The organism is Micromonospora humidisoli (assembly GCF_016900955.1).
GTDB lineage: Bacteria > Actinomycetota > Actinomycetes > Mycobacteriales > Micromonosporaceae > Micromonospora > Micromonospora wenchangensis.
In genome coordinates, this window is the sequence record NZ_JAFEUO010000005.1 from 310,765 (window position 1) to 324,519 (window position 13,755).

The 13,755-nt window shown below is 72.4% G+C and carries 13 protein-coding genes; all 13 read right to left on the bottom strand.

Annotation, left to right across the window (positions count from 1 at the left end; translation table 11 throughout):
* Positions 1-56 precede the first annotated feature (56 nt).
* The 13 genes from JQN84_RS20060 to JQN84_RS20120 all read right to left on the bottom strand — a co-directional run bounded on the left by JQN84_RS20060 (position 57) and on the right by JQN84_RS20120 (position 13,736).
* Positions 57-950 carry a hypothetical protein gene (locus tag JQN84_RS20060; RefSeq protein WP_204959949.1) on the bottom strand — a complete coding sequence of 298 codons (894 nt, stop codon included), beginning with the start codon at positions 948-950 and terminating at the stop codon, positions 57-59.
* Between the two features lie 281 nt (positions 951-1,231).
* Entirely contained in the window at positions 1,232-2,125 is an 894-nt protein-coding gene (locus tag JQN84_RS20065) for an HpcH/HpaI aldolase/citrate lyase family protein (protein WP_204959952.1), read from the bottom strand.
* A gap of 8 nt (positions 2,126-2,133) precedes the next feature.
* Complete coding sequence (locus JQN84_RS20070; protein ID WP_204959954.1) at positions 2,134-3,597, bottom strand: dihydroorotase; 1,464 nt, start codon at positions 3,595-3,597, stop codon at positions 2,134-2,136.
* Positions 3,594-5,060 (bottom strand): MmgE/PrpD family protein, encoded by a 1,467-nt coding sequence (locus tag JQN84_RS32330; protein WP_204959956.1) that lies wholly within the window; start codon positions 5,058-5,060, stop codon positions 3,594-3,596. The genes JQN84_RS20070 and JQN84_RS32330 overlap by 4 nt, the downstream gene beginning before the upstream one ends.
* Complete coding sequence (locus JQN84_RS20080) at positions 5,053-5,892, bottom strand: cyclase family protein (protein WP_204959958.1); 840 nt, start codon at positions 5,890-5,892, stop codon at positions 5,053-5,055. Before JQN84_RS20080 ends, JQN84_RS32330 begins: the two co-directional genes overlap by 8 nt.
* A gap of 35 nt (positions 5,893-5,927) precedes the next feature.
* Complete coding sequence (locus tag JQN84_RS20085) at positions 5,928-7,187, bottom strand: CaiB/BaiF CoA transferase family protein (RefSeq protein WP_204959960.1); 1,260 nt, start codon at positions 7,185-7,187, stop codon at positions 5,928-5,930.
* Positions 7,184-8,011, bottom strand: coding sequence for an IclR family transcriptional regulator (locus tag JQN84_RS20090; protein WP_204959962.1), 828 nt, complete (start codon positions 8,009-8,011; stop codon positions 7,184-7,186). The genes JQN84_RS20085 and JQN84_RS20090 overlap by 4 nt, the downstream gene beginning before the upstream one ends.
* A gap of 43 nt (positions 8,012-8,054) precedes the next feature.
* Complete coding sequence (locus JQN84_RS20095; RefSeq protein ID WP_204959964.1) at positions 8,055-9,044, bottom strand: EamA family transporter; 990 nt, start codon at positions 9,042-9,044, stop codon at positions 8,055-8,057.
* Positions 9,045-9,107: 63 nt separating this feature from the next.
* Positions 9,108-9,926, bottom strand: a complete 819-nt coding sequence (locus tag JQN84_RS20100; RefSeq protein WP_204959967.1) for an alpha/beta fold hydrolase — start codon at positions 9,924-9,926, stop codon at positions 9,108-9,110.
* Positions 9,923-11,287, bottom strand: a complete 1,365-nt coding sequence (locus tag JQN84_RS20105; protein WP_204959969.1) for a M20/M25/M40 family metallo-hydrolase — start codon at positions 11,285-11,287, stop codon at positions 9,923-9,925. Before JQN84_RS20105 ends, JQN84_RS20100 begins: the two co-directional genes overlap by 4 nt.
* 20 nt (positions 11,288-11,307) lie before the next feature.
* Complete coding sequence (locus tag JQN84_RS20110) at positions 11,308-12,051, bottom strand: SDR family NAD(P)-dependent oxidoreductase (RefSeq protein ID WP_204959971.1); 744 nt, start codon at positions 12,049-12,051, stop codon at positions 11,308-11,310.
* A complete protein-coding gene (locus tag JQN84_RS20115) occupies positions 12,048-12,899 on the bottom strand; it encodes an ABC transporter permease (protein WP_204959973.1) in 852 nt (283 codons plus the stop codon). The genes JQN84_RS20110 and JQN84_RS20115 overlap by 4 nt, the downstream gene beginning before the upstream one ends.
* Before the next feature lie 12 nt (positions 12,900-12,911).
* Entirely contained in the window at positions 12,912-13,736 is an 825-nt protein-coding gene (locus tag JQN84_RS20120) for an ABC transporter ATP-binding protein (protein WP_204959975.1), read from the bottom strand.
* Between the last annotated feature and the right edge of the window lie 19 nt (positions 13,737-13,755).

Sequence of the window (13,755 nt, forward strand, 5' to 3'; positions counted from 1 at the left end):
GAAGGCCGGGGGCGGGAGGGATCCTCCCACCCCCGGCACCGCCGTCAGGGGCCGGGTCAGGACAGGAACTTGTCCAGCGCCGCCTCGATGGTGCCGCTGTCCGGCGCCGCGTACGCCTTCATCGTCGTCTTGTTGTACGAGATGAAGCTCGGGCACCGGGTCGCCGGGGCGTTGACGGTCCCGCCGTCGCCGATCTTCTCCGCGGTCTTCGCCGCGTAGAAGGTCAGCTGGTAGCGCGACGAGATGTAGGAGACGCTGACGTTCTTGCCGTCGCTGGCCTTGTAGTCGCACTTCTTGGGCGCGCCCTCGCTGCCCGGGACCATCGACATGCAGCCGACCACCGACACGGTGGTGAAGTCCGCCGACTTGGCGTAGTACCGCTTGTCGGAGCCGACGATCTTCGACGACCAGAACGTCGGCCGCTCCGGGTTGTTCGAGAAGACGTACGCCTTGGCGGTGGACGGACCGCTGTAGGTGGCCGCGTTGAGGATCGGGCTGCCGTCACAGACCGACGACAGGTCGCTGGAGTAGCGCGCGGTCACCGCGTTGTTGTTGTTGTTCGGCTGCTCCGTGGGCGGCTCGGTCGCCTGCGGGGTGGACGAGGTGTCCGTGCCGGGCCCCGGGTTGGCCGCGGTCGCGCTCGGCGTCGGGGTCGGGTCGGGCTCGTCGTCGTTGCCGACCAGGGCGAGCCCGATCCCGGCGCCGCAGAGCGCGAGGATGAGGACCACCGCGCCGACGATGAGGCCGATGACCAGGCCCCGGTTCGACTTCTGCGGCGGCACGGGGACACCGAACTGCGGGGCCTGGCCGAACTGCGGGGCCTGACCGTACTGCGGGGCCTGACCAGGCTGGCCGTACGCCGGGTAGCCGGCGGGCGGTGCCGGCGGCCCGCTCCACGGGGTGACGTTCGGATCCGGCTGTTCTCCGTACGGAGGGTGACTGTTGCTCATCTGAAGCCCTTATCGCTGTCGACGGTACCCAGGCACTGGATCATCGGTCAGGGTAGTGAGCGGCACAAACCGAGGCGCTGATTGTCGGACGGCAACCAACCTCGACCGACCACACCCGGTGATAGCCACTCACCATGAGTGATCATGGAGCCTTCCTTGCCGCTGACGACGCCGCCGACCGGAGGCCTTCGGTGGTGAAATGTGGGGTGCGGAAAGGGATTCGGCCCGGAACGCGCCTTCCGTGCCACACACCGCGAGAAAGGTTCACAATGTGATGCAAATCACTTCCCATCGTCCCGGCCAGCGGCACTCGCCGGATCCCCGGCCGACCGCTCGCCCCGGCGCACCACCTCGGCAGCGGTACGGACCACGGCCCGGTCCAACAGCCGGCCGGCCTCGTCGACGGCCACCCCCGACCCGTCTCGACCAGCCCGTTCCCACGCGGTCAACACCGCTCTGGCGGCGGCCAGCTCAGCGGCCGTCGGAGTGAACACCGCGTTGATCGTCGCGAGCTGACCAGGATGGATGGCGGTGCGGGCCCGGAACCCCTGCCGCAGCAGGATGCCGGTGGTGCGTTCCAGCAGCTGCGGATCCCGCAGCGCCGTCTCGACGGGGCCGACCGGAGCGACGATCCCCGCCGCCGCCGAGGCCACCACCACCTGCGACCGGATCGGCGCGAGCTCGACCCGGTCCGGACCCGGTTGCAGACCCAACTCCCCAGCCAGGTCGGCCTCGCCGAGGCCCAGCCGCAGCACCCGGGGCGCGGCGGCGACCTGCGCGACGGTCAGCACGCCACGGGCGGTCTCGATCAGGGCGACCACGCCGAACGTCCGCTCGGCGAGCCCGAGCCGACGTTCCGCCGCCCCGAGCGCCCGATCCACGTCGCGCAGCAGTTCCGGCTCCGCCTTCGGCACCCACACGCCGGCCGCCGCCGCCGACAACACCGCCACGTCCGCCTCGACCTGGTCGCTGTTGATCCGGACCCACCACTGCCCGGCGTCGGGCACGTCGGTGAACGCGCCGGCCACCGTGTGCCGGGCCTCTTCCTTGTGGGCCGGGGTGACCGCGTCCTCCAGGTCGAGCACGAGGGCGTCCGCACCCCGGCCGGGGGCTTTGCCGATGAGGTCCGCCCGGTCCCCCGGGACGTACAGGTAGCTGCGAGCGACAGGCCGCACCACGCCCCCTACCGCGCGGTCCGGGCCACGTAACGGCCCTGCGGTTCACCGATGACCTTCCCGTCAGCCAGGACGTGCGCACCCCGGACGAAGGTGTCGGTGACCCGGGCGGTCAGGTCGAACCCCTCAAACGGGGTGTACTCCTGGGTGGACTCGGAGTCCTGGGCGCGGACCGTCCACGCGCTGTCCGGATCGACCAGACACAGGTCGGCGTCATAGCCCTCGGCGATCGCGCCCTTGCCGGCCAGGCCGAACCGCCGGGCCGGATTCCACGATGTCAGCGCCGCCACCCGGGACAGCGGCAGGCCCCGTCGCCGGCCCTCGGTCACCAGACCCGGCAGCAGGTACTCCGCCCCGCCGAAGCCCGACTTGGCCAGGAAGACGTCGTCGCGCGGCTGACCGAACTTGACCTCGTCCTTGCAGCAGGCGTGATCGCTGACCACCCAGTCGACCCGGCCGGCGAGCAGGTGCGCCCAGAGCGCCTCCACGTCCTCGCGGGGCCGCAGCGGCGGGTTCACCTTACCGCCGAGGCCGTGCGCGGTGGTGATGTCGGCCAGCAGGTGACCGATGGTGACCTCCCGACGGAAGTCGATGTGCGGGAACGCCTCGGCCATCCGCAGCGCGGCGTCGAGCGCCTTGGCCGAGGACAGGTGTAGCAGGTTGACGTTCGGCAGCCCGGTCTCGTGGGCCAGGTACGAGGCGATCGACACCGCCAGTCCCTCGGAGTGCGGCGGCCGGGAGGCGTGGTAGGCCGCCAGCCCCGTCAGCCGGCCCTCCTGCTCCACCTGCCGGGTGTAGGCGCTCATGATCTCGGCGGTCTCGCAGTGCAGCGAGAGCGAGATCTGCGCCGCCAGCTCGGGGAAGCGTTCCCGGGCGGCCTGCACGCCCCGCATCACGAACTCGAAGTGGGCGTAGTCGTACCGCTCGTCGGCGGGGATCATCAGGAAGGAGTTCTGGTCGGCCGACCGGCCGTGCAGGCCGTGCCCGCCGTAGAACATGAAGATCTTGAAGGAGGTCACCCCGAAGCGCTCCACCAGCTCGGGAATCTCCCCGATGTGCTCACGCATCATCGGGGCGAGGTGGAAGCCGTAGTCGATGTACGACCGGCCGTCACACGCGGCCAGCACCTCGGGGAAGAAGTCGGCGTACCGGCCGCCCCTGTTGAGGTAGTACTGCCCGGTGCGCATGTACGTCAACGCCGTGGTGACGCCGCCCTGGGCCGACGCCCGGCTCTCCGAGGCGGTGTCCTCGCCGAGCGGGTTGTAGATCCCCCAGTGCTGGTGGGCGTCGACGACGCCGGGGAAGGCCAGCCGGCCCTGCCCGTCGAGCACCGTGTCGGCGTCCCGCGCCGGGATGGCCGGGGCGACCCGGCTGATCCGGCCGTCGGTGATGGCCACGTCCACGGGCTCGGCGTCGGGCCGGTCGTGCCGGACCACCCGCACGTCGCGCAGCAGCAGGTCGTAGGTGCTCATGAGCTCACTCCTCGGGGTGTGTCGTGGGTGGCCACCGCGGTGGCCGCTGCCGGTCCCGCCGCCGCGAGCAGACCGGTCAGCCGTCGGACGTCGGGGGCCCGGTCCAACCGGCCGATCTCCTGTTCCACCGCTGCGGCGACCTCCTCGGGCAGCCGACCGGCGACGTTGTGCCGGAACTTCACCGCCAGCTCCGCGCGGGACAGGGGGCGTTGCGGGCCGCCCCGGTTGGTCAACACCTCCTCGGTCCACTCCCGCCCGTCGCGGGTGACCACCCGCAGCACGGCCGGGAACTGGTACGGGAAGATCCGGTCGCAGCGCTCGTCGGGCACCACCTCCACCCGGTCCATCACCGCCCGGCGGGACTCGTCGGCCGCGAGAGCGTCGGTGAAGTCGTCCGGGCCGACGCCCAGCACGCCACCGCCGTGCAGCCCCGCCGCCACCGCGTACGGGCCGCTGAACTGCGCCTCGTAACCGGTGGTGGGGCGGCGCTTACGGTCGATGGGCTGACCGATCGTGCGGATCACCGGGGTGGGCACCCCGAGGGTCACCGTCGCCACGTCCTGCGGGGTCACGCCCCGTGCCCGCAGGGCCAGGGCGGCGTCAATGGCCGCGTGGGTGAAGTGGTTCGCCGGGTACGGCTTGAAGAAGATGTCCGGCACCGCCCAGTCGACGCCCAACCCACTGACGATCTCCGCCGGGTCGTACTCGCCGCGCAGGAACGCCTCGAAAAAGCCGAACCGGCCCTCCAGCACGGTCGGCGGGCCGCTGATGCCGTGCCGGGCCAGGCTGGCGGCGGCGACCGCCGAATGGGCCGCCCACCCGCAGTGGATCCGCTTGACCGTGCCGCCGGTGCGGTTGGCCTCGATCAGGCCGGCGGCCATCGAGGCGGCCACTCCGAGGGCGTCGAGGGTCCGGTCGGCGTCCAGCCCGAACAGCCGGGCGGCAGCCACCGCACCACCGAGGGTGCCGCAGATCGAGGTGGCGTGCTGACCGTGCTCGAAGAAGACCGAGTTGCCGGCGGTCCGGTCGAAACCGGCCATCCCCAGCCGTACGCAGACCTCGAGGCCGACCGCGATGGCGGCCACCGTCTCCCGGCCGGAGGCACCGGTGAGTTCGGCGGCGGCCAGCGCGGCGGGTACCACCGACGCGCTCGGGTGCAGCACCGACGGCAGGTGGGTGTCGTCATAGTCGAGGGAGTGCGCCAGCACCCCGTTGGCGAACGCGGCCAGCGCGGCCGGCACCGGGTCGGGCAGCCCGACCGCCGTCGCCTGACCCCGTCCGCCCTGCTCCCGGACGTAGTCGAGGACAGCCCGGCTGGTCGGCAGCCCGACCGCCGCGACGCAGAGCCCGACCACGTCGAGCACCCGGTTGCGGACGCTGTCGACCACCTCGGCGGGCAGGGTGCCGGCGGGCGTCCCGGCGGCGAAGGCGGCGAGCTGCCGCCCGAGGGTCTGCTCAGCCACGACCCACCACCGCCAGCGGCCGGACCGGGGAGCCGGTGGCGCCGTACAGGGCGAGCGGGGCCAGGACGAAGGTGAACTCGTGGACCCCGGCGCGGGCGATCTCCTCCAGCGCCATCGTCTCGATCAGGTAGATGCCGTGCTCGACCAGCAGCACCCGGTGCGCCGGCAGGGCACTGTGCCCCTGGCCGGGACGCAGGCACTCGAAGGCGATGGTGTCCGCGCCTGCGGCGTGCACCCCGGCGGCGGCCAGCCACCGCGCGCCCGCCGTGCTGACGCCCGGCACGCCGGACTCCCGACCGACGTACCGGCCCGGGTCCGCGTCGTCGAAGTGCCGACCCCAGCCGCTGCGGATCAGCACCACGTCTCCGGCCTCCACCGGGGTGCCCTGACGACGTACGGCGGCGTCCAGATCGGCCGGGGTGATCTCGTAGCCGGCCGGGCAGTCCGGCAGATCGAGCGCGGCGGGCACGTCGAGCAGGACACCGCGGCGCACCATCGGCGCGACCGTGTGCACACCCAGCTCGGTGAACCGACCGCCGGCCTGGGCGGCGGCGGCGTCCGCGCCGCCGTGCAGCCGGCCGTCGTGGGAGACGTGGGCCAGCGCGTCGACGTGGGTGCCGACATGGGTCCCCATCACCAGCAGGTCGTTGGCGGCGGACCCGCCGTCGGCGCGGACCATGTCACCGTGCCGGCGGGGCATGCTGAGCCAGAACGGCGGATGGTTCGGCGACTGCGGCATGCCGATCGAAAGCTGCCGGCCCAGGTCGTAGATCTCTACGCCGGCGCGGACGGCGTCGAGCAGCCGGTCGGCGTGTCGGGCGGTGGTCGTCACGGTTCCTCACGTTTCAGCGGGTTACGGCCACGCCGTCAGGCGACGATGTGGCGGGCTCGGAGGTCGGCGAGTTCGGCCGGGTCACAGCCGAGTTCGTCGACCAGCAGGGAGTCGGTGTCCGCGCCGAGGGCGCGGCCGGTGAAGCGGACCCGTCCCGGGGTGCCGGACATCCGCCACATCACGTTGTGCATCCGCATCGTCCCGAGGTCGGGATCGTCCACGGTGGTCACCATGTCGGTGGCCCGCACGTGCGGGTCCTCGACGATGTCCCGGGCGCTGTACACCGGGGCGACGGCCGCGCCGGCCTCGGTGAAGGCCCGGGTGACCTGCTCCCGGGTCCGCGCGGCGATCCAGCTGCCGACGTACCCGTCGAGTTCGTCGGCGTGCCCGGCCCGGCCGGCCCCGGTACGGAACCACGGTTCGTCGATCACCTCAGGATGCCCGACCAGCCGCAGCACCCGTTCGGCGATCGCCTGGGCGCTCGTCGACACCGCCACCCACGCCCCGTCGCTGGTGCGGTACGTGTTGCGGGGCGCGTTGTTGACCGACCGGTTGCCGTTGCGCTGCTCGACGATCCCGAGCTGGTCGTAGACGGTGGGGCCGGGGCCGACGGCGGTCATGATCGGCTCCAGCAGGCTCATGTCGATGACCTGCCCGGCGCCGCCGGCACGGTCCCGGTGCCACAGCGCCATCATCACCGCCGACGAGGCGGCGATCCCGCAGATGCTGTCGGCCAGCCCGAACGCCGGCAGCGAGGGTGGACCGTCGGCGGGACCGGTGAGGTGCGCGAACCCGCTCATCGCCTCGGCGAGAGTGCCGAAGCCGGCCCGCCCGGCGTACGGGCCGGTCTGCCCGAAGCCGGTGATCCGGGCGACCACCAGGCCCGGGTTGACCCGGTGCAGTTCCTGTGGGCCGACCCCCCACCGTTCCAGCGTGCCGGGGCGGAAGTTCTCCACCAGCACGTCGGCCCGGGCGGCAAGTCGCAGCAGCAGGGCCGCGCCCTCCGGGGCGGACAGGCTCAACCCGATGGTGCGCTTGTTGCGGGAGATCTCCTTCCACCACAGCGGATGGCCGTCGCGGGACTTGCCGTGCCCGCGCATACTGTCACCGGCGGTCGGATGCTCGATCTTAATCACCTCGGCGCCGAAGTCACCGAGGATCTGGCAGCACAGCGGACCGGCCAGGATCGTCGAGACGTCGAGCACCCGCAGGCCGGTGAGCGGTCCGTCGCCGGGTGACGTCGCGCCGGGCCGGTCGTCGGCCCCGGCCGGGTCGGGTCGGTCGGTCGGTGTCATGAGGTCCCCTCTCCCCCGCCCGAGGGCGGCATCGGCGGTCGGAAGCCGAGTTCGGCGGAGATCTCCCCAGCGGCGGCGGCCACGAGCGAGCCGTGTGCGGCGCAGACCTGCCGGGTGAACCGGTCCTGCGGCCCGCACAGCGAGATGGAGCCGAAGACCTGGCCGGTGCCGTACCGGACGGCGGCGGCGACGCTACCCGCCCCGTTCTGCCGCTCGCCCAGGCTCACCGCGTATCCCTGCCGGCGGATCTGGGCGAGTTCGGCCCGCAGCAGGTCCGGGTCGGTGATGGTAGACGGGGTGACCCGGTCCAGCGGCTGCCCGAGGTACTCGTCCACCTCGACGGTCGACAACGCCGCCAGGATCGCCTTCGACGACGACCCCGAGTGCAGCGGGTGGCTGGTGCCGAGGGAGACCGACATCCGCACCTCGTGCGGGGAGAGCACCTGGTCGATGTAGACCCGGATCCAGCCCTGCCGCACCGACAGGGTGGCGGTCTCCCCGGTGTCGCGAACCAGCCGGACCAGGTACCGCCGGGCGGTCTCCGGCACGTCCAGGGCGCGTAGCGCCGCCAAGCCCACCGCGAGCGCGCCGGTGCCCAGCCGGTAGCGCTTCGTCTCCTCGTTGAAGCTGAGGAAGTCGTCGGCCACCAGTTCCTTGAGGATCCGGTACGCGACCGCCTTCGGCAGCCCCAGTTCCCGGGCGATGGTGGACACGCCGAGGGTCTGCGGTGCGCGGCTGGCGATGATGTTGATGACGTCGAGCGCCCGCCCGAGACCGGAGCGGACCGGTCGGTCGTCCAGGGCGATGACGGGGGTGGTGGTCATGTCAGTCCTCACTGTCGGCGTACGCGGTGGGGGCGGGGACCACTCACGGTGGCGTCGCGGGGGTGCCCGCCGGCAATCCTCGCAACTGTCGATGTCGCTCCACCGCCACCACGAGGGCCACCGAGGCGAGCACGACGACGCCCGCGAGCACCTGCCGACCGGTCAGCCGTTCGTCGAGCACCACCATGCCGAGCAGGACCGCGATCACCGGATTCACGTAGGCGTACGTGGCGACCAGTTGCAGCGGGGCGCGGCGCAGCAGCCAGGTGTAGACGGTGAACCCGACGACGGTGCTGACCAGCATCAGGTACAGCCAGGCCAGCCCGGACCGGGTGGTCACCTCGGCGGGACGCAGCCCGTGCCACTCCCCGGCGACCAGGGCGGCGACCGCCACGGCGGCCCCACCGACCAGCATCTGCCAGCCGGTGCCGGTCAGGAGGTCCGCCGGCGCGGCCAGCCGCTGGGTCAGGGTCGAACCGAGCGCCCAGACCATCGTGGACGCGACGATCGTGGCCGCACCCCCCAGGTGCAGGCCCTGGTCGGGGACGACCAGCAGCAACGCCAGCCCGGCCAGGCCACCGAGGACGCCGGCCACGGCGGCCGGCCGGGGGCGCTGGCCGGAGCCGAACCGGATCAGCAGCACCCACAGCGGCATGGCGGCGACAAGTAGGGAGGCCAGGCCCGACGCGACGTACTGCTGCCCGACGGCGAGCAGGGCGCTGCCCGCGCCGACCATCAGGACTCCCCCGGCGACCACCCCCGGCCACTGGGCCCGGGGCAGCCGCAGCCCACCCGGGCCACGCCGTACCGCCACCACCGCGCACACCAGCGCACCGGCGGCCAGGAAGCGGCCCGCGGTGGACACCATGGGGGGCAGGCTCTCCAGGGCGATCCGGTTGCCGAGGTAGGTGGACCCCCACAGCAGGTAGACCGCCGCGAGCCCGGCGGCCGTCGCCGCGGGGTCACCGGCGTGGCCCGGGGTCGCCGACGGCCGGGCCGCCACGGCGGTCGGGGACCGGTCAGCGCCGACCATCGACCCGTACCGTCGCCGGTGTGCCGCCCCGACGGGCGTGCGGGCACGGACCCCGCCGGGCGGTCACGGGGTCACCGCCGCGACGCCGAGCTGCGCGGCGACCGCGGTGGCGAACGCCTCGGGCTGCTCGTCGGCGACGAAGTCGGTGCCCCCGGGGATGGTGACCAGCGGCGCGTGCGGCAGGGCGGCGCGCACCGCCGGGGTCATCCGGTCGACCAGGTCGTCGGCCCCGTGCAGGAGCACGGTAGGCACCGCTGCCAGGGCGGCGGTGTCCAGGGTGTGGTCGAAGACCGCCCGGTAGCCGGTGGCGTAGTCCGGCCCGGTCATCAGGTACTCGGCGACCTGCCGGTCCGCCTCGTCGGGGGTGAGTCGGGGATAGAGGCCGTACACCCGGTTCCAGATCACCAGCAGGTGTGACCCGTCCCGACCCGGCCGGTAGCCGGGGGCGTAGGTCGCCTTCTTCTCGGCCCGCTCGGCCGGGTCGTAGAGCGGCAGGCCCTGCAGGATCAGTCGACCGACCCGATGCGGTGCCCGCAGCGCCGCCTCGGCGCCGATGGTCGCGCCGGTGTGCTGCCCGAGCAGGTGCACCCGGTCCAGCCCGAGCGCGTCGGCGGTCTGCCACAGCGCGGTGGCGTACTCGGGGATCGTCCACGGGTGCGGTGGCGGGTCGGACATCCCGAAGCCGGGGGTGTCCACGGCGACGACGTGCAGGCCGCAGGCGGCCAGCGGGGCGAGCGCCGCGTCGTAGGTGGCCGACGACAACGGTGACTGGTGCACGATCAGCAGGGTCGGCCGGTCGGGCGTACCGGCCTCACGGTAGTGGACCTGGCCCCAGGGCAGGTCGACGTAGCCCCGGTGGGCCGTGCCGCGGACCCGGCTCACCGGGTCACCGCCAGGGCGGCCATGACCTCGATGACGTGCTTGATGCCGGAGCGGTAGTCGTCGAGCCGGATGTTCTCGTTCGGCCCGTCCACGCCGGAATCGGCCCGGGACACGCCGACGCCGACGATGGGCCGGTCGGCCAGGGTGCCCTGGTTGCCGATCCACTGGGTGTACGGCTCGACCACCGGCTCGGTCCGGTAGACCCGCCGGGCCGCGTCGGCGACCAGGGCCACGAACGGGTCCCGGTGGTCGGTCATGTTCGGCCGGCTGGTCGCCATCACCTCGACCTCCAGGTCGCCGAAGCCGGTGGCGACGAGGTGCTCACGCACGGCGGTCAGCACCCGTTGCGGGTCCTGGCCGGGGACGAGCCGGATCTCCACCTTCGCCGTCGCGGTCGACGGGATGCCCAGGGTGACGTCGTCGCGCATATCACCGCCAGAGATCCCGGCGACGGTGAGGGTGGGAACGGTACGGATCGCCACCGCCGCCTGCCGGTCGTCGAGACCACCGGTGAAGGTGGTGACACCGGCCCGTCGGCGCAGGAAGTCGCCGTCGAACTCCACCTCGGCGAGCAGTTCCCGCTCCCGGTCGGTCAGCGGGCGGACGTCGTCGGCGAAGCCCGGAACGGTGACCGTGCCGTCGGGGCGTTGCAACTGGGCCAGAGCGGCAGCCAGCCGGGCGGTCGCCGCCGGGAGCAGAGCGGTGTTCTGGCTGGTCAGGTCGCGGGGCAGGGTACGGGCGGTGAGCCGCAGGTAGAGCACGCCCTTCTCGGCCAGTTTGAGCAGCGGGCGGTCCCGCCCGTCCACCCACGAGTTCTCCCACAGCGCGCCGTCGCTGACCAGCCGGTCGGCGTGGGCCTCGACGAACGAGTCCAGCCCGGGGCTGTGCAGCCACTTCTTGCCCTCGAAGATGAACCGGCTGGTGACCGGGGCGGGCAGGCCGGCCAGCCGCCAGGCGGCCACCGCGTGGATCCGGGACATCAGCGCACCCTTGTCGTCGGCCACCCCCCGGGCGTACACCCGGCCGTCGTGGATCTCGGCGGCATACGGCGGGCTGATCCAGTCGGCGTCGTCACCGGCCGGCTCGACCTCGACGTCGTAGTGGGTGAAGTGCAGCAGCGCCCGGTCCCCGTCACCGGGCATCTCGGCCAGCACGTACGGGTACGAGTGCTCCCAGTCGACGAGGTCGGCGTGTCCGCCCCAGCGGCGCACCGAGTCGGCGATGAACTCCGCCGTGGCGACCATCTGGTCCGGCTCCTGCCGACGGCTACGGATCCGGCAGAGCTGCTGGAGTTCGGTCACGAACTCGTCGAAGTGGGCGTCCACCGCCGCGAGCGCGGCTGCGGTGTCGGGGTGTGCCATGGGTTCCTCCCGCGGGTGGTTCAGTGGATGGTGACGCCGCCGTCGACGAAGACCGTCTGACCGGTGACCATGGCGGCGGCGTCGCTGAGCAGGTAGGCGACCGCGTTGGCGACGTCGGCGGGTTCCGCCATCCGGCCCAGCGGGATGGTGGCCAGCTTGTCGGCGAGGTAGCCGGCGTCACCGCGCACGTCGGCGGTCATCGCGGTGGGCACGATGGTGGGGCCGACCGCGTTGACCCTGATCCGGTCGGGTGCCCACTCCAGGGCCAGCACCCGGCTCAGGTGCAGCACACCGGCCTTGCTGACGCAGTAGCCGACGGTGTCGAGCACCGCGATGTGGCCGTTGGTGGAGCCGATGTTCACCACCGAGCCGTGGCTGGCGCGCAGTGCGGGGTACGCCGCCTGGCACATCCGGAAGGTGCCGGTGAGGTTGACGTCGAGCACGGTGATGAAGTCGTGCTCGGTCATCGTCGCCGCCGGTCCCCGCCGGACCACCCCGGCGTTGTTGACCAGGAGGTCGAGCCGGCCGTACCGGTCGACGACAGCGGCCACCAGGTCGGCGCAGGACCGGCCCGACCGGACGTCCACCCGGTGCCGGCTATGCGGGTCTTCGGGGGCGGGGGTGTCGACGAGGTCGGCGTGGGCCACGGTGGCACCCCGGGCGGCCAGGGTGGCGGCGATCGTCGCACCGATGCCCCGGGCCGCCCCGGTGACGAGCGCCACCCGGCCGTCGAAACGGTTCGGGTCGTCATTCGAGATGCTCATGCCCCGATCACCTTGGTGTCCTCGGCCCAGAACGCGAGCCGTCGTTGCAGCAGCCGGATGACGAAGTGCGCCACCAGGCCCATCAGCGACAGCACCACCAGCACGGCGAACATGCCGGCGATGTCGAAGTTGTAGTTGGTCTGCAACAGCAGGTAGCCCAGGCCCTCCTTGGCGCCGATGAACTCACCGACGACGGCGCCGAGGATGGCGAAGACTATGCCGATGTCGAGGCCGGCGAAGATGAACGGCAGCGCGCTGGGCAGCCGGACCATCCGGAAGATCTGCGCCCGGCTCGCGCCGAACACGGTGAGCATCTGGATCCGGTCGGCGTCGGCGGCCCGCAACCCCTCGATGACGTTGACCAGCATCGGGAAGAACGAGATCACCGCCGCCATCACCACCTTGCTGGTCAGGCCGAAGCCGAACCAGAGCACGAACAGCGGGGCGAGGGCGACCTTCGGCACGGTCTGGAACGCCACGATGTACGGCATCAGCGTGGCCTCGACGACCTTGATCTGGGAGATGAAGGTGCCGAGCAGGACCGCCGCGCCGACGCCGATGGCGAAGCCGAGCAGCGACTCCTGGGTGGTCACCCAGAAGTGCCCCCAGAACTGGTCGTCGGTGAGCTGTCGGTGCAGCGCCTCGGCGATCTGGGAGGGGCGGGGCAGCACGTACTCGTCGACGTCGAGCAGTTGGGTGCCGTACTCCCAGGCGAGCAGGACCACGACGAAGACCGTCGGGACGAGCCACAGCTGGGGACGGTCCCGCAGGTCGAACCGCCGCCGGGCCGGCGGCGGGCCCGGCGGTGCGCCGGGGGACGGCTTGTCGCGCACATCTGTCGTTGCCATGGCGGCACCTCGTCAGTCGATCACGCCGGCGGCGTGGAAGTGGCGGCGGATCCGGTCCACGTAGACCCCGGCCCGGTCGGAGGACATCACGCCCAGGTCGCGCGGGCGGTCCAGGTCGATGGGCAGCACCTCGGCGATGCGCCCCGGGCGGGAGCTGAGCACGACGACCCGGTCGGAGAGGAAGACCGCCTCAGGGATCGAGTGCGTCACCAGCACCACCGTCTGGTTGCTCTCCCGCCAGATGCGCAGCAGCTCGACGTTCATGTATTCGCGGGTCATCGCGTCGAGCGCGCCGAACGGCTCGTCCATCAGCAGCACCGCCGGGTCGTGCACCAGCGCCCGGCAGATGCCGGCCCGCTGCTGCATGCCGCCGCTGAGTTCGTGCGGGTGCTTCCGCTCGAATCCGGTCAGGCCCACCATCTCCAGCAGCTGCTGGGCGCGTTGCCGGTGCCGGACGGGATCCAGCTTCTGGATCTCCGCCGGCACCATGACGTTGTCGAAGATGGTGCGCCAGGGCAGCAGGGTGGGCGCCTGGAACACCATCCCGACCTCGCGGAGGGGTCTGACCACCTCGGTGCCGGCGATCCGTACCGTGCCGCCGGTCTTCGGGCTCAACCCGGCCAGGATCTTGAGTAGGGTGGTCTTGCCGCAACCCGACGGGCCGACGACCGAGATGAACTCGCCGCGGCGGACGGTCAGGTTGATGTCGCGCAGTGCCTGGGTGGGTGCCGACCGGCGGGGCTGGTACTGCTTGTCCAGGCCGGCAACCTCGATCCAGGAGTCCTCCGACACCGTCGCCGGCTGCTGCTCCCGGCGTCCCATCGCCTTGATGGCCATCGCGTTCCCTTCCGCGTCC

Coding starts and splice junctions, on each gene's coding strand:
- JQN84_RS20060 (WP_204959949.1), bottom strand. CDS start 950: ATGAGCAACAGTCACCCTCCGTACGGAGAACAGCCGGATCCGAACGTC.
- JQN84_RS20070 (WP_204959954.1), bottom strand. CDS start 3,597: ATGAGCACCTACGACCTGCTGCTGCGCGACGTGCGGGTGGTCCGGCAC.
- JQN84_RS20085 (WP_204959960.1), bottom strand. CDS start 7,187: ATGACACCGACCGACCGACCCGACCCGGCCGGGGCCGACGACCGGCCC.
- JQN84_RS20090 (WP_204959962.1), bottom strand. CDS start 8,011: ATGACCACCACCCCCGTCATCGCCCTGGACGACCGACCGGTCCGCTCC.
- JQN84_RS20095 (WP_204959964.1), bottom strand. CDS start 9,044: ATGGTCGGCGCTGACCGGTCCCCGACCGCCGTGGCGGCCCGGCCGTCG.
- JQN84_RS20105 (WP_204959969.1), bottom strand. CDS start 11,287: ATGGCACACCCCGACACCGCAGCCGCGCTCGCGGCGGTGGACGCCCAC.
- JQN84_RS20110 (WP_204959971.1), bottom strand. CDS start 12,051: ATGAGCATCTCGAATGACGACCCGAACCGTTTCGACGGCCGGGTGGCG.
- JQN84_RS20115 (WP_204959973.1), bottom strand. CDS start 12,899: ATGGCAACGACAGATGTGCGCGACAAGCCGTCCCCCGGCGCACCGCCG.
- JQN84_RS20120 (WP_204959975.1), bottom strand. CDS start 13,736: ATGGCCATCAAGGCGATGGGACGCCGGGAGCAGCAGCCGGCGACGGTG.